At 69.9% G+C, this 21,130-nt stretch carries 19 protein-coding genes; 14 read left to right on the top strand and 5 right to left on the bottom strand.

What is annotated here, in order from left to right; genetic code table 11:
* Positions 1 to 31 precede the first annotated feature (31 nt).
* From L3078_RS18045 to L3078_RS18020, 6 genes are all read left to right on the top strand, one after another.
* Positions 32 to 889, top strand: coding sequence for a hypothetical protein (locus L3078_RS18045; protein ID WP_239754840.1), 858 nt, complete (start codon positions 32 to 34; stop codon positions 887 to 889).
* A 127-nt stretch (positions 890 to 1,016) separates the two neighbouring features.
* Positions 1,017 to 1,427, top strand: coding sequence for a helix-turn-helix domain-containing protein (locus tag L3078_RS18040; RefSeq protein WP_239754838.1), 411 nt, complete (start codon positions 1,017 to 1,019; stop codon positions 1,425 to 1,427).
* Between the two features lie 189 nt (positions 1,428 to 1,616).
* The gene (locus L3078_RS18035) at positions 1,617 to 3,011 is read left to right on the top strand and encodes a serine hydrolase domain-containing protein (RefSeq protein WP_239754837.1); all 1,395 of its coding nucleotides are present in this window, start codon (positions 1,617 to 1,619) and stop codon (positions 3,009 to 3,011) included.
* Positions 3,012 to 3,215: 204 nt separating this feature from the next.
* Positions 3,216 to 4,598, top strand: a complete 1,383-nt coding sequence (locus L3078_RS18030) for a nitrate/nitrite transporter (RefSeq protein ID WP_239754836.1) — start codon at positions 3,216 to 3,218, stop codon at positions 4,596 to 4,598.
* A gap of 242 nt (positions 4,599 to 4,840) precedes the next feature.
* The gene (locus L3078_RS18025) at positions 4,841 to 6,022 is read left to right on the top strand and encodes a uroporphyrinogen-III synthase (RefSeq protein ID WP_239760364.1); all 1,182 of its coding nucleotides are present in this window, start codon (positions 4,841 to 4,843) and stop codon (positions 6,020 to 6,022) included.
* Positions 6,023 to 6,110: 88 nt separating this feature from the next.
* Positions 6,111 to 6,620 (top strand): NUDIX hydrolase, encoded by a 510-nt coding sequence (locus L3078_RS18020; protein ID WP_239754835.1) that lies wholly within the window; start codon positions 6,111 to 6,113, stop codon positions 6,618 to 6,620.
* A 962-nt stretch (positions 6,621 to 7,582) separates the two neighbouring features.
* Here L3078_RS18020 and L3078_RS44600 read toward each other — a convergent pair.
* The 4 genes from L3078_RS44600 to L3078_RS18000 all read right to left on the bottom strand — a co-directional run bounded on the left by L3078_RS44600 (position 7,583) and on the right by L3078_RS18000 (position 10,505).
* Positions 7,583 to 7,708 carry a hypothetical protein gene (locus tag L3078_RS44600; RefSeq protein ID WP_275593153.1) on the bottom strand — a complete coding sequence of 42 codons (126 nt, stop codon included), beginning with the start codon at positions 7,706 to 7,708 and terminating at the stop codon, positions 7,583 to 7,585.
* 213 nt (positions 7,709 to 7,921) lie between these two features.
* The gene (locus tag L3078_RS18010; protein WP_239754834.1) at positions 7,922 to 8,206 is read right to left on the bottom strand and encodes a hypothetical protein; all 285 of its coding nucleotides are present in this window, start codon (positions 8,204 to 8,206) and stop codon (positions 7,922 to 7,924) included.
* Positions 8,207 to 9,275: 1,069 nt separating this feature from the next.
* Entirely contained in the window at positions 9,276 to 10,046 is a 771-nt protein-coding gene (locus L3078_RS18005; protein ID WP_239754833.1) for a GntR family transcriptional regulator, read from the bottom strand.
* 33 nt (positions 10,047 to 10,079) lie between these two features.
* The gene (locus L3078_RS18000; RefSeq protein ID WP_239754832.1) at positions 10,080 to 10,505 is read right to left on the bottom strand and encodes a TIGR03668 family PPOX class F420-dependent oxidoreductase; all 426 of its coding nucleotides are present in this window, start codon (positions 10,503 to 10,505) and stop codon (positions 10,080 to 10,082) included.
* Positions 10,506 to 10,630: 125 nt separating this feature from the next.
* On the opposite strand from L3078_RS18000, the gene L3078_RS17995 reads away from it, so the two are divergent.
* From L3078_RS17995 to L3078_RS17965, 7 genes are all read left to right on the top strand, one after another.
* Positions 10,631 to 11,431 (top strand): SDR family oxidoreductase, encoded by an 801-nt coding sequence (locus L3078_RS17995; RefSeq protein WP_239754831.1) that lies wholly within the window; start codon positions 10,631 to 10,633, stop codon positions 11,429 to 11,431.
* A gap of 325 nt (positions 11,432 to 11,756) precedes the next feature.
* Positions 11,757 to 12,368 carry a CGNR zinc finger domain-containing protein gene (locus L3078_RS17990; RefSeq protein WP_239754830.1) on the top strand — a complete coding sequence of 204 codons (612 nt, stop codon included), beginning with the start codon at positions 11,757 to 11,759 and terminating at the stop codon, positions 12,366 to 12,368.
* A gap of 290 nt (positions 12,369 to 12,658) precedes the next feature.
* Positions 12,659 to 13,234, top strand: coding sequence for a sigma-70 family RNA polymerase sigma factor (locus tag L3078_RS17985; RefSeq protein WP_013003188.1), 576 nt, complete (start codon positions 12,659 to 12,661; stop codon positions 13,232 to 13,234).
* 29 nt (positions 13,235 to 13,263) lie between these two features.
* On the top strand, positions 13,264 to 14,055 hold the full coding sequence (locus L3078_RS17980; protein WP_239754829.1) for an anti-sigma factor family protein: 792 nt from the start codon (positions 13,264 to 13,266) through the stop codon (positions 14,053 to 14,055).
* Positions 14,056 to 14,179: 124 nt separating this feature from the next.
* Positions 14,180 to 16,471 (top strand): HelD family protein, encoded by a 2,292-nt coding sequence (locus L3078_RS17975; protein WP_239754828.1) that lies wholly within the window; start codon positions 14,180 to 14,182, stop codon positions 16,469 to 16,471.
* Positions 16,472 to 16,802: 331 nt separating this feature from the next.
* Positions 16,803 to 18,215 carry an NAD-dependent malic enzyme gene (locus L3078_RS17970; protein ID WP_239754827.1) on the top strand — a complete coding sequence of 471 codons (1,413 nt, stop codon included), beginning with the start codon at positions 16,803 to 16,805 and terminating at the stop codon, positions 18,213 to 18,215.
* A gap of 270 nt (positions 18,216 to 18,485) precedes the next feature.
* Entirely contained in the window at positions 18,486 to 18,767 is a 282-nt protein-coding gene (locus tag L3078_RS17965; RefSeq protein WP_005486790.1) for an HU family DNA-binding protein, read from the top strand.
* A 114-nt stretch (positions 18,768 to 18,881) separates the two neighbouring features.
* Here the strand turns inward: L3078_RS17965 and murA are convergent, their stop codons facing one another.
* Positions 18,882 to 20,228 (bottom strand): UDP-N-acetylglucosamine 1-carboxyvinyltransferase, encoded by a 1,347-nt coding sequence (gene murA / locus L3078_RS17960; protein WP_239754826.1) that lies wholly within the window; start codon positions 20,226 to 20,228, stop codon positions 18,882 to 18,884.
* 312 nt (positions 20,229 to 20,540) lie between these two features.
* Between murA and L3078_RS17955 the strand changes: the two genes are divergently transcribed.
* Complete coding sequence (locus L3078_RS17955; RefSeq protein ID WP_033524989.1) at positions 20,541 to 21,113, top strand: YqgE/AlgH family protein; 573 nt, start codon at positions 20,541 to 20,543, stop codon at positions 21,111 to 21,113.
* The last annotated feature ends 17 nt before the right edge of the window (positions 21,114 to 21,130 follow it).

Raw genomic sequence — 21,130 nt, 5'->3', positions numbered from 1 at the left:
GTCGAAGCGACTCAAGGAGTGACACCCGCCGATGACCCAGCCTCCCGGCCAGCCGCCCTACGACGGTTACGGGGCCCAGCCGCCGCAGCAGCCGTACCCGGGTTCGTACCCGCCTCCGGGCCAGGTACCGGGCCAGCCGCCGAACCCGTACGCGACGGCTCCGCAGCCGCCGTACGGGACGGGTGGGCAGCAGCCGTACGGCGCCGGCGGGCAGCCGCCGTACGGGGCGCCGGGGGCGCCGGGGGCTCCGGGTGCGCCTGGGGCGCCGAACTACGGGCCCCAGTACGGGGGTTACCCGCCGCCGCCCCCGCCCTCCGGTGGTAGCGGTGGCAAAGTCGCGCTGATCATCGTGGCCGTCGTGGCGGCGCTCGCGGTGATCGGCGGGGGAGTCTTCCTCCTCACCGCCGACGGGGACGACGACACCACGGCCAAGCCCGAGCAGAGCGTCTCGGCCACGGAGACCGGCTCCGCGACGCCGACGGACGAGGCCAAGGGGGACGACGCCGGCGACGAGGGCACCGGAACGCCCGACGGCGGTCTGGACGACGGCGGCTCGACCACCGCGCCCGCCGAGGGCGTCGAGGGCCAGTGGCAGGACGACCAGGCCCGGACCCTGACCATCGGCGCCGAGCAGACCAGCGGTGACGGCAAGGGCCAGCACCCGCTCTCGTACATCGACATGGTCGGCGGCAAGGGCATCATGACCGGCGTCGGCGCCTACCGCGACGAGAACAACTTCCGGATGGCCCTGACCCCCATGGCCTCGAAGGACGTCAGCGACGAGGACGTCACCTTCGCCACGGTCCGCCGCTCCGGTGACGACGTGATCATCACCTGGGAGAAGGGCGGCACGGACAGGCTCAGCTACGTGGGCGAGTCGAACAACTGACGCGCACCGGTACGTCGGTGGGGGTGGGCCGGAGCGTCCGGCCCACCCCCACCGCTGTTTCCCGGCAACCAAGTGGTGGGGCGGTGGCGACTGGTACGAGGGGGAGGTCGAAGGAGGAGCGTCCACGATGAGGGGCGATGCCGAGCACATCGACGAGTTCGCGGCCTGGATGGAGGGCCTGATACGGGCGCGCGGCTACGACATCGACAGCCCGCGCGGTGGTGGGAAGACCCGGCTGGCCGAGGAGGCGGGGGTGCACCGGGCGGCCGTCACCCGGCTGTTGCAACGGCGGAGCATGCCCGACCTGGAGACGATGCGCGGTCTGTCCCGCGCCCTCGGCGTCCCGCTGCGCGACGTCCTGATCCGCTCGGGCAAGCTGACCGAGCAAGACCTGCCCCTAGCCCCGGTCCCGGCCCCGGCGCCCGAGACCGGCCCGCTCTCCCCCGAGCAGGCGGCGTTGGCCCTGGGCATCCCGGAACACCGCAGGACGGCCTTCATCCAGCTCACCGAACGACTGAGACAGCCTCCCGCTTCCTGACGTTCCACGCTCCGACCCTGGACCCTGGACACCGAGGCCGCACGGCAGCAGTCACGCCGTGCGGCCTTTCGCATGGCCACGCCGGAACAGCGTTCCGGTCTTGCGAACACTGTGCGCAATGCGTACGGTGTTCCATGTCGCCGCGCAGCGCAGGCGGCAGCCCCACACCACGCTCCCGGAGGACACGCCATGTCTCAGCCCACCGCCACCACCACCCCCGCCCCCTCCCTCGACCTCGCCCACTGGCAGCGTCGGCTCGACACCCTGCGCGCCGCCCACGACGTGCCCGGCGCGAGCCTCGCCTTCGTCGTCGACGGGGAGGTGCACGAACTCGCGAGCGGGGTGCTGAGCCGCGCGACCGGCGTGGAGGCCACCCCCGACTCCGTCTTCCAGCTCGGCTCGATCGCGAAGGTCTACACCGCCGCCCTCGTCATGCAACTGGTGGAGTCCGGCGAACTCGACCTCGACGTCCCGGTGGTGAAGGTGCTGCCGGAGTTCGCGACCATCGACCCGGCCGCCACCGAGGTCATCACGCCCCGCATGCTGCTCTCCCACACCAGCGGCCTGACCTGCGACTTCCACATCGACACCGGACGCGGCGACGACGCGATCGCCCGGTACGTCGAGGCCGCGAAGGGCGTGGCGATGGACTGCCCGCCGGGCACGGCGGTGTCGTACAGCGGCATCGGCTACGTCGTCCTCGGCCGGATCGTCGAGGTGCTGACCGGGCTGACCTGGGACCAGGCGCTCAAGGAGCGGGTGTTCGCGCCGCTCGGCCTGACGCACTCCATGACCCTGCCGGAGGAGGCCCTGCCGTACCGCGCGGCGATGGGCCACATGGCGGGGGAGGACGGGACACAGGTCCCCGCCCCGGTCTGGGACCTGATGCCGCGCGCGGCCGGACCGGGCGCCCGCGTGCTCGCCACCGCCGGCGACGTCGTCCGGTACGCGAAGGCACACCTCGACGGCGGCGCCGGCATCCTCCGCCCCGAGACCGTGACGGCCATGCAGAACCGCGAGACCGACGTCCCCGACAAGTGGACGGTCAGCGCCGACGGCTGGGGCCTCGGCTGGACCCTCTACGACTGGGACGGCGTCCCGGGCTACGGCCACGACGGCGCCGCGACCGGCCAGTACGCCTTCCTCCGCGTGGTGCCCACCGAGGGCGTCGCCGTCGCACTGCTCACCAACGGCGGCGCCTCCCGCCTCCTCTACGCCGACCTGCTGCGCGAACTGCTGGCGGAGCTGGCCGGGATCACGCTGCCCGCCCCGTTCGCCCCGCCCGCCGAGCCGCCCACCGTCGACATCACGCCCTGGACCGGTACGTACAAGAGGGAGGGAGTGGTCATCACGATCGGCGAGAGGAACGGCACACCGCACCTCACCTACGCCTTCGTGGACGGCATGGTCGGCTACTCGCCGGACCTGGAGATGGAGCTCGTGCCCCTGTCGGAGACGGTGTTCGCCGGCGCGGGCGGCGGCGCCTCGTTCGCGGAGGACTGGATGCCTGTGGTCTTCGCCACGCTGAGCGACGGCACCCGGTGCGCCTACATTGGCATGCGGGCCGCGCCGAAGGTGGCGTGACCACCAGGTATCCACCCGGTATCCGCCCGGTATGACGCCCTGCTCACCGATTCCTCACCGGCAGGGCCGCCCGCTCGTGAGAGCAAAGTTCCTTTCCGGTCACCCGGTGCCACAACGAGGAAACGCGCCCTCCCTACCTTCGGGACTCATCACCCCTCACCACACCGCATCGCGACACCGGAGCCCGGAGAACGTGGAGGCGTCATGACAGCCCCGAGCACTGCCCCCGCATCGAGCAGGGGAGGCCGCTGGATCGAACACTGGGACCCGGAGAACGAGGCCTTCTGGAACGCGACCGGCGAGAAGGTCGCCCGTCGCAACCTCATCTTCTCCGTCCTCTCGGAGCACATCGGTTTCTCCATCTGGACCGTGTGGTCGGTGATGGTCCTGTTCATGGGCCCCGAGTACGGGCTCACCCCGGCCGACAAGTTCTTCATCGTCTCGATGGCCACGCTGGTCGGCGCGATCGTCCGGATCCCCTACACCTTCGCGGTGGCGATCTTCGGCGGACGCAACTGGACGGTGGTCTCCGCCAGCCTGCTGCTCATCCCGACCGTCGCGGCCTTCGTCGTCATGGAGCCGGGGACCTCGTTCAACACGTTCCTGATCTGCGCGATGCTCGCCGGCATCGGCGGCGGCAACTTCGCCTCCTCCATGACCAACATCAACGCCTTCTTCCCGCTCAGGAAGAAGGGCTGGGCGCTCGGCCTCAACGCGGGCGGCGGCAACATCGGTGTCCCGGTCGTCCAGCTCATCGGCCTCGCCGTCATCGGCGCCTCCGGCGGTCCCCGCGTGCTGCTCGGGATCTACATCCCCTTCATCGTGATCGCCGCCGTCCTGGCCTGGCTGAAGATGGACAACATCACGTCGCTGAAGAACGACACCGGCGCCGCCAAGGAAGCCGTCAAGGACGCCCACACCTGGATCATGTCCTTCCTCTACATCGGCACCTTCGGCTCCTTCATCGGCTACAGCTTCGCCTTCGGCCTCGTCCTGCAGACCCAGTTCGGCCGTACGCCCCTGGAGTCCGCGTACGTCACCTTCATCGGCCCGCTGCTCGGCTCGCTGATCCGGCCGGTGGGCGGTGCCCTCGCCGACAAGTACGGCGGCGCCAAGATCACCCTGTGGAACTACGTCGGCATGGCCGCCGCCACCGGGATCATCGTCATCGCCTCCATGCAGAAGTCGCTGCCGCTCTTCACCACCGCGTTCATCGTGCTCTTCGTCCTCAGCGGCCTCGGCAACGGCTCCACCTTCAAGATGATCCCGGGCATCTTCCACGCCAAGGCTCTGGCCAAGGGCCTGGAGGGTGAGGAGGCCGCGGCCTACGGACGCAGGCTCTCCGGCGCCACCATGGGCATCATCGGCGCGGTGGGCGCGCTCGGCGGCCTCGGTATCAACCTGGCCTTCCGCCAGTCCTTCCTCACGGTCGGCTCCGGCACCGGCGCCTTCGTCACCTTCCTCGCCTTCTACGGTCTCTGCTTCGCGGTGACCTGGGCCGTATACCTTCGCCGAACGGCCTCGAACACCGTCGCGACGACGGCCACGACGGAATCGAAGCCGCAGCTCAGCTACGCCGAGGTGTGACATCGCCCATGCCGTGACACGTGCGACGTAACACCAGCGACATCAAGCCGAACCGAGCCTGTCACGCGCCGTTGACAGGCTCGTTCGGCATGTGGGTGCGCCAATCGGCGCACCCGCACGCACAGAGCTTCGACTGAGTGCAACGACTCGACTGCGGGACGAGAGCCATGTACGACGAACAGCAGCGACCCGAGCGATCAGATCGAGCCGATCGACCAGACAGGACGGTTCTGATGGATCGGATGGACCCGACGGACCCGACGGACCGGAACGAAGGCACGGACAGGGCGACGCGGACGGAACACGGACCGCTCGCCGGGTTCACCGTGGGTGTCACCGCCGCCCGCCGGGCCGACGAGCTCGGGGCACTGCTCCAGCGCCGCGGAGCCGCGGTCCTGCACGCCCCCGCCCTGCGCATCGTGCCGCTCGCCGACGACAGCGAACTGCTCGCCGCGACCAAGGACCTGCTCGACCAGGCACCCGACATCGTGGTCGCGACCACGGCCATCGGCTTCCGCGGCTGGATCGAGGCGGCGGACGGCTGGGGCTTGGGCGAGGCCCTGCTCGACCGGCTGCGGGGGGTCGAGGTCCTGGCGCGCGGACCGAAGGTGAAGGGCGCGATCCGTGCCGCCGGCCTGACGGAGGAATGGTCCCCCTCCTCCGAATCCATGGCCGAGGTACTCGACCGACTGCTGGAGCACGGAGTCGAAGGCCGCCGGGTCGCCGTCCAGCTGCACGGCGAACCGCTCCCCGGTTTCGTGGAGTCCCTGCGCGCCGGGGGAGCGGAGGTGGTCGGCGTCCCCGTGTACCGCTGGATGCCCCCCGAGGACCTCGCCCCGATGGACCGTCTCCTCGACGTGACGGTCACCCGCGGCGTCGACGCCCTCACCTTCACCAGCGCCCCGGCGGCGGCGTCCCTGCTCTCCCGGGCCGAGGACCGGGGCCTGCTCCCCGAGTTGCTCAACGCGCTGAACCACGACGTCCTGCCCGCCTGCGTGGGCCCGGTGACCGCGCTCCCCCTCCAGGCCCACGGCGTGGACACGGTCCAGCCCCAACGCTTCCGCCTCGGCCCCCTCGTCCAACTCCTCTGCCAGGAACTCCCCGGCCGCGCCCGCACGTTGCCCATCGCCGGCCACCACGTGGAAATCCGCGGCCACGCGGTCCTCGTCGACGGCGCCCTGCGCCCCGTCCCCCCGGCCGGCATGTCCCTGCTCCGCGCGCTCTGCCGCCGCCCCGGCTGGGTCGTCCCCCGCTCCGATCTCCTCCGCGCGCTCCCGGGCGCCGGCCGCGACGAACACGCCGTAGAGACGGCGATGGCCCGCCTCCGCACGTCCCTGGGCACGCCGAAACTGATCCAAACAGTGGTCAAGCGCGGCTACCGCCTGGCCCTGGACCCGGCGGCGGACGCGAAGTACGACGCGTAGGGGGAGTACGGCGGGTCGCGCGAAACCCCCATCCCACCCCCGCCCACCCGGCCGCGAACGCCGAGCTGGAGCGGGGCAGGATGGTCCGATGAGCCAAGACACCGGTGACGCGGCCGAGGCGGTCGCGGGCGAGCCGAAACGGGGAAGCTTCCGCCTGGCGGCGTACGCCGTGTGCGTCGAGGACGACCGAGTACTGCTCGCCCACCATGTGTCGGGCAACTGGACCCTGCCGGGCGGCAGGGTCGAGCACGCGGAGGACCCGTTCGACACGGTGATTCGGGAGGTGGCCGAGGAGACGGGCTGTGACGCGGTGGTCGAACGCCTGTTGGGCGTGGACTCACGGGTGATCCCCGCGACCGTGGCGCGCGGGGGGATCGAGCACCAGAACATCGGCGTCTTCTACCGGGTCCGGATCACCGGGGGCCGCCTCCGCCCCGAACCGAACGGCCAGACCGTGGAGTCGGTCTGGACCCCGATCCCCGAGATCGCCCTGCTCCGCCGATCGTCGCTGGTCGACATCGGCCTCGCCCTGGCCCGGACCGCCCCGGAAACCGGCCATGTCGCTCCCGTACCGGTCGGCGGCCTGGTCCAGCACTGAGACACCTGTGACGTCCGCCCGGCCGCCGACGGCAGCGCACGACCGGCCACCCCTCTTCGGTGTCCGGTCCGGGAGCAACGGACCGATCAGGCACAGACAGTTCACAACCTGACGAAGCACTATCAGGCCGCCGCGCCGTTCCCCGCGCCCATTGAGGCCGAATAGCACAGGGTGCCGCCCGAGCTTTTCAGGGGCGCGGGGAACGGCGCGAGAACTGCGGCCCACCCGCACCCGACAACGCACCCAGGGGATCAAAGGGGCGCAGCCCCTTGCGGACAGGATGGGCGCGCCCACTCGGATCACGGCCACGCAGGCCCACTCCGTCGCACACGTAGCAGCAGTTCGGCAAGGTGCGGGTCCGGCCGAACGAGGTGGGCATGCGCACGGTGCGCCCACACCACACGCCCTGGACCGGAGTTGACGTGCTCGTAGGCGACTTGCACGGCGTTGCCCGGATCGAGAATCGATTCGTCGCAGTGACGGCAGACGCGGGGCATCGTGCGCTCGGTCATGCCCATGGTGTCTTCGGACCGGATCACCGACGGTTCGTGGGGCTCGGTGCCCGTCGACACCCCGGTGTCCGGCAGACGGCGACGTACCCTCGCCCCCTCCGGACATCCCTGGTTCAGAGGCATCGTGGCGCACTGACGGCAATCGAAGGTGTGTGCCAGAAACCCGTCCCAATCGCGGCCCCCGGCGCCGCCTGCCCCGATCTTCTCTGTGGAACTCATGGTGTCTCCCGGTCGACCGGGCGTTGGCAGCGGCCACACCGGCGCTCAGAGCCTCGGCGAGCGTGAGCTTCCGCAGAGCCATCAGGGGAGTGTCCCACTCGACTCCACCACCAATCGGACGCACCTGCACGTACAGCCCCTCGAACCCCAAGACCTTGCCGACCTTCCCCCGGCGAACGTCCTCCACGGTGTCCCCGAGGCGCGGCTGGTACGACTCGGACGCGTGCGGCATCACGGGTATCCGGCCTCCCTCGCAGCGAAGGGGACGCGCATGCACTCCTCCAGAGAGGGGACGTAAGCGCGGACCAGGCCACCGTCGATCGGGTCGTACTCGACGGAGGGCCGTTCACCAGGCATCCATCGGTGCTGGCTACGACGACGGCGTGACAGGGCGAGCAGGGCGGCCCGATGTGCCAGTGAGGGATGTCGCAGGGGTAGCGCCCGGTTCTGCTCGGTAGTGCTGCCTAAGACGGGACCACGCCATTCGGGCTGCCCTAAGAGGAGTGTTCTCACACGTTCGAAGACCTGCGACAAGCGGTGCATAACGACTCCTTCACGGGCGTTGCGGCATCACCGAAAGACTGTCACTTGCATATCCAAGCAATGTTGACTGTAGGTGCTGATGGCTTGCATATGCAAGTCGCGTGGGTGGTCCGGGCGGGATGGCAGCGCCGTGTCGGCGAAGGCGATGTTGGTGAGTTCTGACGGCAGTTGGGGTCTTCCGGTAGGGCGATGGTTGCGCTGTCTCTGCGGGGGGCACCGATGTGCCTGCCGGAATTCGAGGCCGATCTGCACGCGGCGATCCGCCCGGACCGCCGCCGGGATGTCGATGAGCTGGACGATGTCGTAGTCCATCCCGTGGCTCATTCCGCCACGGCGGGTGCAGTGAGCTGAACCAGTTGCAGCTGCCGTGCAGCTCTCCTTCACCGCGCACGGTTCTGGGAAGGCGAGCTCACCCGTCACCCCCGACTCGGCCAGTTCCGTGACGTTGCGTAGGCCCCTGACCGTCGACTTGCTTGATGTGACACTCCGTAACACTCAGGCATGCAGGCAGGCAGCATTCAGGCCCAAGCGGCCCTTCTCGCGACCCGGTCGGCGTCGTCGGCGAGAGATGCGTTCCGCCAGGCCCCCCGGGCCCTCCGTCGACGTGCGAGTTCTCAGCATGTGGACAGGGCGGATGGGACGGATTCCGCCGATCTGCCCCGGTGGGGCTGCTCCGCACTGCCTCGTGTCATAACAAGGCCGTCACAGGCTTGGTCAGACCCTCCTGGAGCGACCGTGAGTGCCTGGATGATTGCGGAGCGAAAGCGAAGGGCCCCCGGCGCTGCAACGCCATTGGGGGCCCATGAACCCCGGAACCTGTAGAGAACTGGAGCTCAGATGCAAGCTTCCCAAGGAAGCGAAGATCAGACGATTCCGCGCGAGACTCGCAACCGGATCGTTGCCGTTGGCGGAGCCCTCTCGACATCGGCCAACGTCGGGCAGCTGGCGGCTTTCTTCGAGTTGGCTGTCGCCCACAAGCGAGCGGCCGATGCCGTAGTAGCGGGGTGCGCAGCGGGTGCCGCCACGCTCACGCTGATCACAGGCCTCATGGCCTTCATCTGGATCGGACACCGCAGCGACAGGAACACATCCACGCTGCCGCAAGCACCTGCGCTGCAAACGCCGACCCCAGCAACATCGACACAGGGCTAGAAGAAGTACAGGAAGGGGCTGTCCACCAGCTGGTGGACAGCCCCTCCCACATGACCGACTACGCCGCCCAGTGAGTTGCGTGTATCGAGAAATCCCAGGTCACTTGGCTGGGATGCGGGCGTCTTGCCGTGCTCGCGGTGGTCGGTGGTCGGCGTCCACGATGAAGATCGTCTGTCAGGGCGGCCCGAGGGCAGTTCTCGGGTTCCGCTGCGTTCACACAGATGACTGCTCAGGGCACGTCGATGACGTACTGGAACAGATGCCGGTCGCACGGGATGCGGGAGTCCAGAATCTCGACCACCTGTCCGTCCGCCACACGCGCGCTGCGCAGGACGCGTGCCAGCGGAACGCCGGGCGGGATACGCAGTGTGGCGACTTCGGCAGGCGTCGGCATGCGGATCTCCAGGTCCTCGACGAAACGCACGATGCGTTGGCCGACGGGTCCGGCGGGGTCCTCGATCAGGGAGCTGACGCCACCAGGGATGCGAGCAGACCCTTCCACCGAGCTCCCACGGAACAACTCGTCCGGGTAGTACCCATCGGCCAACTGCATCGGCTCCTCGTCGACGAAGAAGGCGCGTCGCCGGACAATCACCGAGGTGCCTGGGGAGACCCCGAGTCGCTCCGCGATCTCGACGGGAGCGGGGACCCTCTCCACCGAGAGGATGCGTTGCTCTGCCCGCAGCCCCTGTGCTGCGGCCTCGGCGGTGAAGTTGCTGACGCCTGTGGCCCGCCGTGCACGGAAGTTGGCGCCGGTCGTCCGCATACTCACGCTGGGCCGCCGACGCACGAAGACGCCCCTGCCCTGTTCGCTGACGAGTAGTCCGTCCGCCTTGAGCAGGGCCAACGCCTTGCGCACGGTGACCCTGGTGGTGCCGTACTGGTCCTTGAGTTCGTTCTCTGACTTCAGCTTCTCGCCAGGAGTCAGCTTTCCCTTGGCGATCGCCGCGCGCAGATCATCGGCGATCCGGCGGTACGGGGGAACATCTCGGTCCGGCATGCGCGTCACCTCGGGTCGGCTGTCCCAGCAAGGCTATGTGAAGGTCCATCCCGTCCAGTGCTCGACTCGAACGGCGACCACGGGGCCCTGCGGGGGCGAGTCCCCGTACTGATCGGGCCGGTCGTACTTGGCACACAGCAACTCCAACGCCAAGCCGCGCTCCGACCCCTCTGCCAGCACTTCCGCACGGCCGTCGGCGCGAGCCCACCACAGTGTCGACCAGTCATCGGCGTAGTGGTCGACCAGGACCGTCACCGAGGGGTTCGCCCGGATGTTGCGCAGCCGCCGCAACTGCCATGTGCTCTTGGGCTTGTGATCCACCGCGAAATACAGGAGGTCGTCCCGGACGGCGAACGTCACCGGCACCGCGTGCGGTACCCCGCTGGCGTCGGCGGTCGCCAGCCGGGCGACGGGAGTTGCGGTGAAGCGTTCCCGGGCTACAAGTGGCGAGAGTCTCATGCGCTCACCGTAGCGACCCCAGAAGGGCTGGATGGATGGGCGCCAGACGTGAAGTACGAAGTAGTTGTCAAGGCACGTGGGTCGGGCGGAAGGAATTGAGTTGCCATGCCCGCATCGCAGCCCGAATGCTTGCGCCTTGTGACGACCATGGAGAGAAGCCGCCGTTCAGTGCTGCCAGGCCGGTCGCGTTGGTGACCGGGGTCGGCCGGTCCGTCGGCGTCGGCGCGGGCATCGCTCACCGGCTTGCCGAGGCGGGCTGGAACGTCGCCTTCACCTACTGGACGCCGTACGACGCCCGCATGGTGTGGGGCGCCGAGACCGGTGCCGCGGACACCATCGCCAAGGCGTTGGGCGAACGAGGCGCCGACGGGATGGCCGTGGAGGCGGACCTCGCCGATCCAGAGGCGGCGGAGCGTGTCTTCGATGAGGTCGAGCGTCGCCTCGGCGGCGTCACCGCCTTGGTGATGTGCCACTGCGAGTCGGTCGACTCCGGCCTGCTCGACACCACGCTGGAGAGCTTCGACCGTCACTTCGCGGTCAACGCGCGTGCCACCTGGCTGCTGATCCGCGAGTACGGCCGTCGCTTCCGCGGAACCCCGGGAGCCGGGCGCGTCATCAGCCTCACCAGCGACCACACCGTCGGCAACCTCCCCTACGGAGCGAGCAAGGGCGCGCTCGACCGCATCACCCTGGCAGCCGCCCACGACCTTTCCCACCTCGGGATCACCGCCAACGTGATCAACCCGGGGCCGGTGGACACGGGTTGGATGTCCGACGACATCCGGGAGCACGTACTGCGTCGGACGCCGCTGGGGCGTCTGGGCAGCCCGCAGGACACCGCTGATCTCGTGGAGTTCCTGTGCTCCTCGCAGGGCCAGTGGATCAACGGGCAGCTACTGAAGAGCGACGGCGGGTTCGCCAACTGATCGGCGACCCGACTGCGCGGCCTCCACGTGTTCGACCAGTACGCCGTTCTTGAACCTGGCGCTGGAGCGGACCAGGGCAACCGGGGAGGCACCAATGATCGCCTGGCAGCGTTCCTGGATGAGAGTTGCCACGCACTTCTCGCTCCCTCTCAGGGGTGCGGGGAACGGCGCGAGAAGCCCCACTGGCCCCGCGCACACTCACCGGGCGAACAATTCCGGCCGGACCCCACCGAGTTCCACCCCCGGGTGCGGCCAGGCCCCGACACGGGTACGTACCCCTGAGGCGCACCCCCGCCCGGTCGTCCCCCAAGGCGGTGACAGGCACATGGCACACCCCCCAACCCCCCGCTTCGACTGCGGTCACCTCTGCCTGGACTTCCTCACCACCACCCACCCCGAGGAACAACTCGCCTCCCCGCCCGCCCTGCGCACCTGGATCACCGCCGCCCACCTGGTCCCCGAAGGCACCCCCCTGGACCACATCACCCCGCACTGGCTGATCGGCTTCAGAGAACTCCGCGCCCACATAGCCCAGTTGGTACGCACCACTACCGACCGAACCCCCGACCGCACCCCGGCCCGAACCCCCGACCGCGCCTTCGACATCTCCCTGGCGAGGGTCAACGACCTGGCCCGCGCGGCGACTCCGGCCGTCCGCGCAGTCCGCACCCCCGACGGCACCCTCACCCGCGCACTGGACCGCACCCCCGAGTGCGCCGCCCTGCTCGCCCTGCTCGCCCGCGACACCGTGGAGCTGCTCACGGACCCGGTCGCCTGCGCGAGCCTGCGCCAGTGCGCCGGCGACAACTGCCCCGTGGTGTACGTCGACACCTCGCGCGGCCGACGCCGCCGCTGGTGCTCCAGCGAGATCTGCGGCAACCGCGAACGCGTCGCCCGCCACCGCCGTCGAGCCGACCTGGCCCGCTCCCGCGCGTAGTTGGGACCGATATGCCCACCCGCCCTACCCAGCCCGGGAGTTGGGCAAACCCCGGGTAGCCGTAAAGAAGCAGCAGTGCTGTTTTTCACATCGCGGCGCGGGTGTCTTCACAATTCCCGTCCATGCGTGCCGGTTTAAGCGCGGATATGGCCACACTTGTCCCCCACCTGCCTCATCTTTCCCGCGTTTAATCGAGAAAGTTGTGGCTCAACTCTGAACACACAACTGGTTACCTACGTATCCCGATGTGAGCGACCGACTGGGGGAACCCCCGGACACCGGAGGTAGCCGTGCGCAAGGATTCCGCTGTGGCCGATGAACGCCCGCACAGGGCACGACATCGCGCATCGCAGCCCTCAGAGCCAGACGAGGAGCTGATGCGCGCGCTGTACCGCGAGCACGCTGGACCCTTGCTCGCGTACGTGCTGCGTCTGGTCGCGGGCGACCGCCAGCGTGCCGAGGACGTTGTGCAGGAAACTCTCATCAGGGCCTGGAAGAACGCCGGTCAGCTCAATCGAGCGACCGGATCGGTACGCCCCTGGCTGGTGACGGTCGCACGTCGCATCGTCATCGACGGCCACCGCAGCCGGCAGGCCCGGCCGCAGGAGGTCGACCCGTCGCCGCTGGAGGTCATCCCCGCGGAGGACGAGATCGACAAGGCGTTGTGGCTGATGACACTGTCGGACGCGCTGGACGACCTGACCCCTGCCCACAGGGAGGTCCTGGTCGAGACCTATTTCAAAGGGCGTACGGTCAATGAGGCGGCCGAGACGCTTGGCATCCCCAGTGGCACCGTCCGCTCCCGGGTGTTCTACGCCCTGCGGTCGATGAAGCTGGCTCTAGAGGAGCGCGGGGTGACGGCATGAGCAACATCTACGGGGGGTATGGACCGGGAATGCCCGGATCTGTGCAAGGAGCCCAAGGTTCCGGCGACAACATCCACGAGACCGTCGGCGCGTACGCCCTCGGGATACTGGACGACGCCGAGGCCACACAGTTCGAGATGCATCTCGCCACGTGCGAGTGGTGCGGACAACAGCTCGACGAGCTGGCCGGTATGGAACCGATGCTGGCCGCGCTCGCGGACCTGCCCGCCGCCCAGGGCACGCCGGCGATCGGCGAGTCCCTGTCGGCGAAACCGTCCACCGGACTCGCGGACCGACTGGTCGGCGAGGTCGTCCAGCACCGCGCGAAGAAGAGCCGACGGAACTTCTTCATGCTCGCGGCCGGTGTCGCCCTGATCGTCGGCGGCCCGACGGCGGTGTTCGCGACGACGGGCGGCGGGGACGACGAACCGCAGAACCGGACCGTGGTCGCCAGCCCGGCCAAGGATTCCTTCATGCACATGGCCGCCAAGGACAAGGTCTCGTCCACCGACGCGTCCACCCAGGTCACCGCCACGGTCGGCATGGAGTCCAAGGCCTGGGGCACCCACGCGGTCCTGGAGCTGAAGAACGTCAAGGGTCCGGAGAAGTGCTCGCTCATCGCCGTCGGCAAGAACGGCGAGCGTGAGACGGTCACCTCCTGGTCGGTCCCGAAGTGGGGCTACGGCATCAAGAACGCCGAGACCCAGCAGGCCCGCGACCCGCTCTACGTCCACGGCGGCGCGGCCTTCACCCCCGACGAGATCGACCACTTCGAGGTCCTGACCTTCAGCGGCAAGAAGCTCGTCTCGGTCAAGGCGTAGCCCGTCGAGGCGAAACGCCACTCCTCGCGGCAAGCAGCGGACGGACCCCGGTCGGGCACATAGCCTGACGGGGTCCTTTTCGCGTACGGTGGACGGCTGCCCAGCACGTCAGAAGGGGGCCCGGGTGGCCGTCCAGCAGGAAACGCTCGACTCCGCTCACGACTCGGTGCGTGAGAAGGAGATCGGCGTCGAACAGGAACATCTGGACCGGGTCTACCGGCGCCTCGAGGAGAAGATCCACGAGGCCGAGTTCCTGATGAACGACGCGGCCAAGCGCGGTCAGGTGGGCACTCCCGGCGCACTCGCCGAGCGGGACGCCCAGGTCTTCCGGGCGGGCATCCACCTGAACCGGCTGAACAACGAGTTCGAGGACTTCCTCTTCGGCCGGATCGACCTGCTGCTCGGCAAGGACGGGAAGAAGGGCCCGGACGGCGCGTACACCGCCGTCGAACCGGCCGAGGGCGCGGTCCGCCCCGACGGGACCGCCGACATCGCCGAGACCCTCCACATCGGCCGCATCGGCGTTCTGGACTCCGAGTACGCGCCGCTGGTCATCGACTGGCGGGCCCCGGCGGCCGCCCCCTTCTACCGCTCGACCCCGGTCGACCCCGGCCGGGTCGTCCGCCGCCGGGTCATCCGCTCCAAGGGCCGCAAGGTGCTCGGCGTCGAGGACGACCTGATGCGCCCCGAGCTGAAGGCCTCCCTCGACGGCCACGAGCTGGCCGTCATCGGCGACGGCGCCCTCATGGCCGCCCTCGGCCAGGCCCGCAGCCACACCATGCGCGACATCGTCGCCTCCATCCAGGCCGAACAGGACCTGGTGATCCGCGCGCCCGCCGCCTCCGTCACGTACGTCGAGGGCGGCCCCGGCACCGGCAAGACGGCCGTCGCCCTGCACCGCGCCGCCTACCTCCTCTACCAGGACCGCCGCCGGTACGCCGGCGGCATCCTGATCGTCTCCCCGACCCCGCTGCTCGTCGCCTACACCGAGGGCGTCCTGCCCTCCCTCGGCGAGGAGGGCCAGGTCGCCATCCGCGCGATCGGCTCCCTCGTCGACGGCGCCGAGGCCACGCTGTACGACTCCCCGGCCGTGGCCCGCGCCAAGGGCTCGTACCGCATGCTCAAGGTGCTGCGGAAGGCCGCCCGGGGCGCCCTGGAGTCGAGCGACGCGCCCACCCGCCTCCGGGTCGTCGCCTTCGGCCGACGCATCGAACTGGAGGCCCCCGACCTGGACCGCGTCCGCCGCAACGCGCTCAGCGGCACCGCCCCGGTCAACCTGCTGCGCCCCCGCGCGCGCAAGCTGCTGCTGGACGCCCTCTGGGACAGATCGGGCGCGGCGGGCCGCCACACCGACCCGGAGCTGGCCGCCGAACTGCGGTCCTCCTTCGACGAGGACATCACGAGCGAGGACGAGTTCATCGCCTTCCTCGACGCCTGGTGGCCCGAGCTGACCCCGCGCGGTGTCCTGGCCGCGATGGCCGACGAGCGCCGCCTCGGCCGCTGGGCCCGCCGCATCCTCAACCCGGGCGAGGTCCGCCGCGTCGCCCGCTCCCTGAAGCGGGACGGCCTGTCCGTCCACGACGTCGCCGTGCTCGACGAACTCCAGGCGATCCTCGGCCTCCCGGCCCGCCCCAGGAAGAAACGCGACCTCGACCCGCTGGACCAGCTCACGGGCCTGGAGGAGCTGATGCCCGTACGCGAGGAGAGCCAGCGGGAGCGGGCCGAGCGGCTGGCGCAGGAGCGCACCGAGTACGCGCACGTCATCGTCGACGAGGCGCAGGACCTGACGCCGATGCAGTGGCGGATGGTGGGCCGCCGCGGCCGCCACGCGACCTGGACGGTCGTGGGCGACCCCGCCCAGTCCTCCTGGTCCGACCCCGACGAGGCGGCCGAGGCCCGCGACGAGGCCCTGGGCACCCGCCCGCGCCGCCGCTTCACGCTCACCGTCAACTACCGCAACCCGGCCGAGATCGCCGAACTGGCGGCGAAGGTGCTGGCGCTGGCCATGCCGGGCTCCGAGTCCCCCACGGCGGTCCGCTCCACCGGTGTCGAGCCGCGCTTCGTCACCGCCGCCCGCGACACCCTCGCCCGCACGGTCCGCGCGGAGGCCGCCCGCCTCCTCGACCTCGTCGACGGCACGGTCGGCGTCGTCGTCGCGATGAACCGCCGGGAGGAGGCCGCCCGCTGGCTGGCCGGCCTCGGCGACCGGGTGGTGGCCCTCGGCAGCCTGGAGGCGAAGGGCCTGGAGTACGACGCCACGGTGGTCGTCTCCCCGGCGGAGATCGCGGACGAGTCCCCGGCGGGACTGCGTGTGTTGTACGTCGCACTCACCCGGGCGACGCAGCAGCTGACGGTCGTCTCGGCGGACCGCGACGACCCGGACGCGAACGGAGTTCCCGACCTGCTGCGCGACTGACCACGAACCACCCGCACCCGCCGACGCACCGGCAACTCCCCGAACTCCGAGGCGCCTGTTAGCCTTGACGGTGGCACCGGCTCGATCCAAGCCCCCGGGCCCAACCTTCGTCGCTACGAGCGACCACTTGCCGCGAGGCGAGCATGGCGGGTCGGTGCCACTGAACGTACGAAGAGGTCCACGTCGAATGTGACGTGGGCCTCTTCTCGTTGAGAACAAAACGTTCTCAACCCCCGACGGCTAACGCCTACCCGGCGGTAGGTGCGACGATCGGACGGCAAAACGCAGCAAACGCAGTAGCAGAAGTACGCGAAAGCAGAGGAAGTCGGCCATGGCAACGGCGCCCAGCGTCTCCTACTCGATGACGGTCCGGCTGGAGGTGCCCGCGAGCGGAACCGCGGTCTCCCAGCTCACCGGAGCCGTCGAGTCCCACGGAGGCTCGGTGACCGGCCTCGACGTGACCGCGTCCGGCCACGAGAAGCTCCGCATCGACGTCACCATCGCCGCCACCTCCACGGCGCACGCCGACGAGATCGTCGAGCAGCTGCGCCACATCGAGGGCGTGACGCTCGGCAAGGTCTCCGACCGTACGTTCCTGATGCACCTCGGCGGCAAGATCGAGATGGCGTCCAAGCACCCCATCCGCAACCGTGACGACCTCTCGATGATCTACACCCCGGGCGTGGCCCGCGTCTGCATGGCGATCGCCGAGAACCCCGAGGACGCGCGCCGCCTCACCATCAAGCGCAACTCCGTTGCGGTCGTGACGGACGGCTCCGCCGTGCTGGGCCTCGGCAACATCGGCCCGAAGGCCGCGCTGCCCGTCATGGAGGGCAAGGCGGCCCTCTTCAAGCGGTTCGCCGGCATCGACGCCTGGCCGATCTGCCTGGACACCCAGGACACCGACGCCATCGTCGAGATCGTCAAGGCCATCGCCCCCGGCTTCGCGGGCATCAACCTGGAGGACATCTCCGCGCCCCGCTGCTTCGAGATCGAGGCCCGGCTGCGCGAGGCCCTCGACATCCCCGTCTTCCACGACGACCAGCACGGCACCGCGATCGTCGTCCTCGCCGCCCTCACCAACGCACTTCGCGTCGCGGGCAAGGCGATCGGGGACATCCGCGTCGTCATGTCGGGCGCCGGCGCGGCCGGTACGGCCATCCTCAAGCTGCTGCTCGCCGCCGGTGTGAAGAACGCCGTCGTGGCCGACATCCACGGTGTCGTGCACTGCGACCGCGACGACCTGGTGGACGCCGCCTCCGACTCGCCGCTGCGCTGGATCGCCGACAACACCAACCCCGAGGGCCTCACGGGCACCCTCAAGGAGGCCGTGCGCGGCGCCGACGTCTTCATCGGCGTCTCCGCCCCGAACGTCCTCGACGGCGACGACGTGGCCGCCATGGCCGACGACGCCATCGTGTTCGCGCTCGCGAACCCCGACCCCGAGGTCGACCCCGCCGTCGCCCGCCAGACGGCGGCCGTCGTGGCCACCGGCCGCTCCGACTTCCCGAACCAGATCAACAACGTGCTGGTCTTCCCGGGTGTCTTCCGCGGTCTCCTCGACGCCCAGTCCCGGACCGTCAACACGGAGATGATGCTCGCCGCCGCGACCGCCCTCGCGGACGTCGTCACCGAGGACGAGCTGAACCCCAACTACATCATCCCCAGCGTCTTCAACGACAAGGTCGCGGGCGCGGTCGCCGGCGCCGTCCGCGAGGCCGCGAAGGCGGCGGCCTCGGCCTGAACCCCCGCTGTGACGGTGGCCACGGCCCCGCGCCGTCGGCGCGTCGCGGGGCCGGAGTGCTTGCGCCGCCCTTTAGTGTGGCGGCCAAGCTCAGGCCTGCCATGACTCCCATGGGCGTGCATGTGACTCCCAAGGGTGTTCGTGTGACTCCCCAGGGGTGCCGGATTGGCTTTCCCGCCGCAGGTGAGTGCAGGATGCGTTTCTGGGCGCGAGGGTCTGACGACGGACCCGGGTCCGCCTCAACGGCAAGAAGAACACGGGAGTAACAACATGAACCGCAGTGAGCTGGTGGCCGCGCTGGCCGACCGTGCCGAGGTGACCCGCAAGGACGCCGACGCCGTGCTGGCCGCGTTCGCCGAGGTCGTCGGCGACATCGTCGCCAAGGGCGACGAGAAGGTCACCATCCCCGGCTTCCTGACCTTCGAGCGCACCCACCGTGCCGCTCGCACCGCTCGCAACCCGCAGACCGGCGACCCGATCCAGATCCCCGCCGGCTACAGCGTGAAGGTCTCCGCGGGCAGCAAGCTCAAGGAAGCGGCGAAGGGCAAGTAACCTTGCCGTCCGTCCTTCCGGGGATGGTGTGGCGCGCGTAGAACGCCTGATGGGGGCGGCACCTGGTCTTCCAGGTGCCGCCCCCATCGTCGTGCCGTGGGGCCTGTCGTACCGCTAGCCGAGAGCCTTGCCCGGCAGTTCCACCTTCGCGCCGAGTTCCATGAGCTTCTCCATGAAGTTCTCGTAGCCGCGGTTGATCAGGTCGATGCCGTGGACCCGGGAGGTGCCCTGGGCCGCGAGGGCGGCGATGAGGTACGAGAAGCCGCCGCGCAGGTCGGGGATGACCAGGTCGGCGCCCTGCAGCCGGGTGGGGCCGGAGACGACGGCCGAGTGCAGGAAGTTGCGCTGGCCGAAGCGGCAGTCGGAGCCGCCGAGGCACTCGCGGTAGAGCTGGATGTGCGCACCCATCTGGTTCAGCGCGGAGGTGAACCCGAGCCGGGACTCGTAGACCGTCTCGTGGACGATCGAGAGGCCGGTGGCCTGCGTCAGCGCGACGACCAGGGGCTGCTGCCAGTCGGTCTGGAAGCCCGGGTGGACGTCCGTCTCCAGCGCGATCGACTTCAGCTGGCCGCCCGGGTGCCAGAAGCGGATGCCCTCGTCGTCGATCTCGAAGGCACCGCCCACCTTCCGGTAGGTGTTCAGGAACGTCATCATCGAGCGCTGCTGGGCGCCGCGGACGTAGATGTCGCCCTCGGTCGCCAGCGCGGCGGACGCCCAGGAGGCGGCCTCCAGGCGGTCCGGGAGCGCCTTGTGGTTGTAGCCGCCGAGCGAGTCCACACCGGTGATGCGGATCGTGCGGTCGGTGTCCATCGCGATGATGGCGCCCATCTTCTGCAGGACGCAGATCAGGTCCTCGATCTCGGGCTCGATGGCCGCGTTCGCGAGTTCCGTCACGCCCTCCGCGAGGACGGCGGTCAGCAGCACCTGCTCCGTGGCGCCCACGGACGGGTACGGCAGCTGGATCTTCGTGCCCCGCAGCCGCCGCGGCGCCTCCAGGTACTGGCCGTCCTCCCGCTTCTCGATCTTCGCGCCGAACTGCCGCAGCACCTCGAAGTGGAAGTCGATCGGGCGGCCGCCGATGTCGCAGCCGCCGAGGCCGGGGATGAACGCGTGGCCGAGGCGGTGCAGGAGCGGGCCGCAGAAGAGGATCGGGATGCGCGACGAGCCCGCGTGGGCGTCGATGTCGGCGACGTTCGCGCTCTCCACGTTCGTCGGGTCCATCACCAGCTCGCCCGGCTCGTCGCCCGGGCGGACCGTTACGCCATGCAGCTGCAGCAGTCCGCGCACGACCCGTACGTCGCGGATGTCGGGGACGTTGCGCAGCCGGCTCGGACCGCTGCCGAGCAGCGCGGCGACCATGGCCTTGGGTACGAGGTTCTTCGCACCGCGGACACGGATCTCGCCACTGAGCGGGGTGCCGCCGTGTACAAGCAGTACGTCGTCAGAGCCGTTGACGGTCATGGATCTCGCGTTCCGTGGAGTTGGGCAGAGGCGTGTGCGGCGCGGGCGGACGGCCGACGGACCCGTGGTGCGGGGGCCGGCGCGGCGCGAGCCGGAGAGCTAGCGTAATCGCCGCCCACCCCCCTTCCGTAAGCCCAAGTGCTTCTCAGCCACGTCATGGATTCGCCACAATACGTACCGTTCATCACCGGCCACGCGGGGTCACCGTGTCGGCCGTGCGCCCCGTCGGCTCCCCGCGCGCCGTGAGCTGCGCGCACACCGCTGCGGGCATTGGCTCCCCGTACCCGGGCGGGATGCGGGATCATGTCTGGCATGACCGAGGTGTCCTCGCTCACAGGGCGGCTGCTCGTGGCCACGCCCGCCCTGGCGGACCCGAACTTCGACCGCGCTGTCGTGCTGCTCCTCGACCACGACGAGAAGGGCTCGCTCGGCGTGGTCCTCAACCGGCCCACCCCGGTGGACGTCGGCGACATCCTGGAGGGCTGGGCGGATCTCGCCGGCGAGCCCGGGGTCGTCTTCCAGGGCGGCCCGGTGCAACTGGACGCGGCGCTGGGGGTCGCGGTGATCCCCGGCGGCGGCTCCGTGGACCGGACCCCGCTCGGCTGGCGGCGCGTGCACGGCGCGATCGGCCTGGTCGACCTGGAGGCCCCGCCGGAGCTGCTGGCGTCCGCGCTCGGCTCGCTGCGGATCTTCGCCGGGTACGCCGGCTGGGGGCCCGGCCAGTTGGAGGACGAACTGGCGGAGGGCGCCTGGTACGTCGTCGAGTCCGAACCGGGCGACGTCTCCTCGCCCTGCCCGGAACGCCTTTGGCGCGAGGTCCTGCGCCGCCAGCGCAGCGAACTGGCGATGGTGGCCACCTACCCGGACGACCCTTCGCTCAACTGATGCGGGTGCGCTTCAGT

It is taken from the genome of Streptomyces deccanensis (genome assembly GCF_022385335.1).
In the GTDB taxonomy this organism is placed as follows: Bacteria; Actinomycetota; Actinomycetes; order Streptomycetales; family Streptomycetaceae; genus Streptomyces; species Streptomyces deccanensis.
Note: the sequence above shows the minus strand (reverse complement) of the source record. Positions and strands in the feature narration are given on the sequence as shown.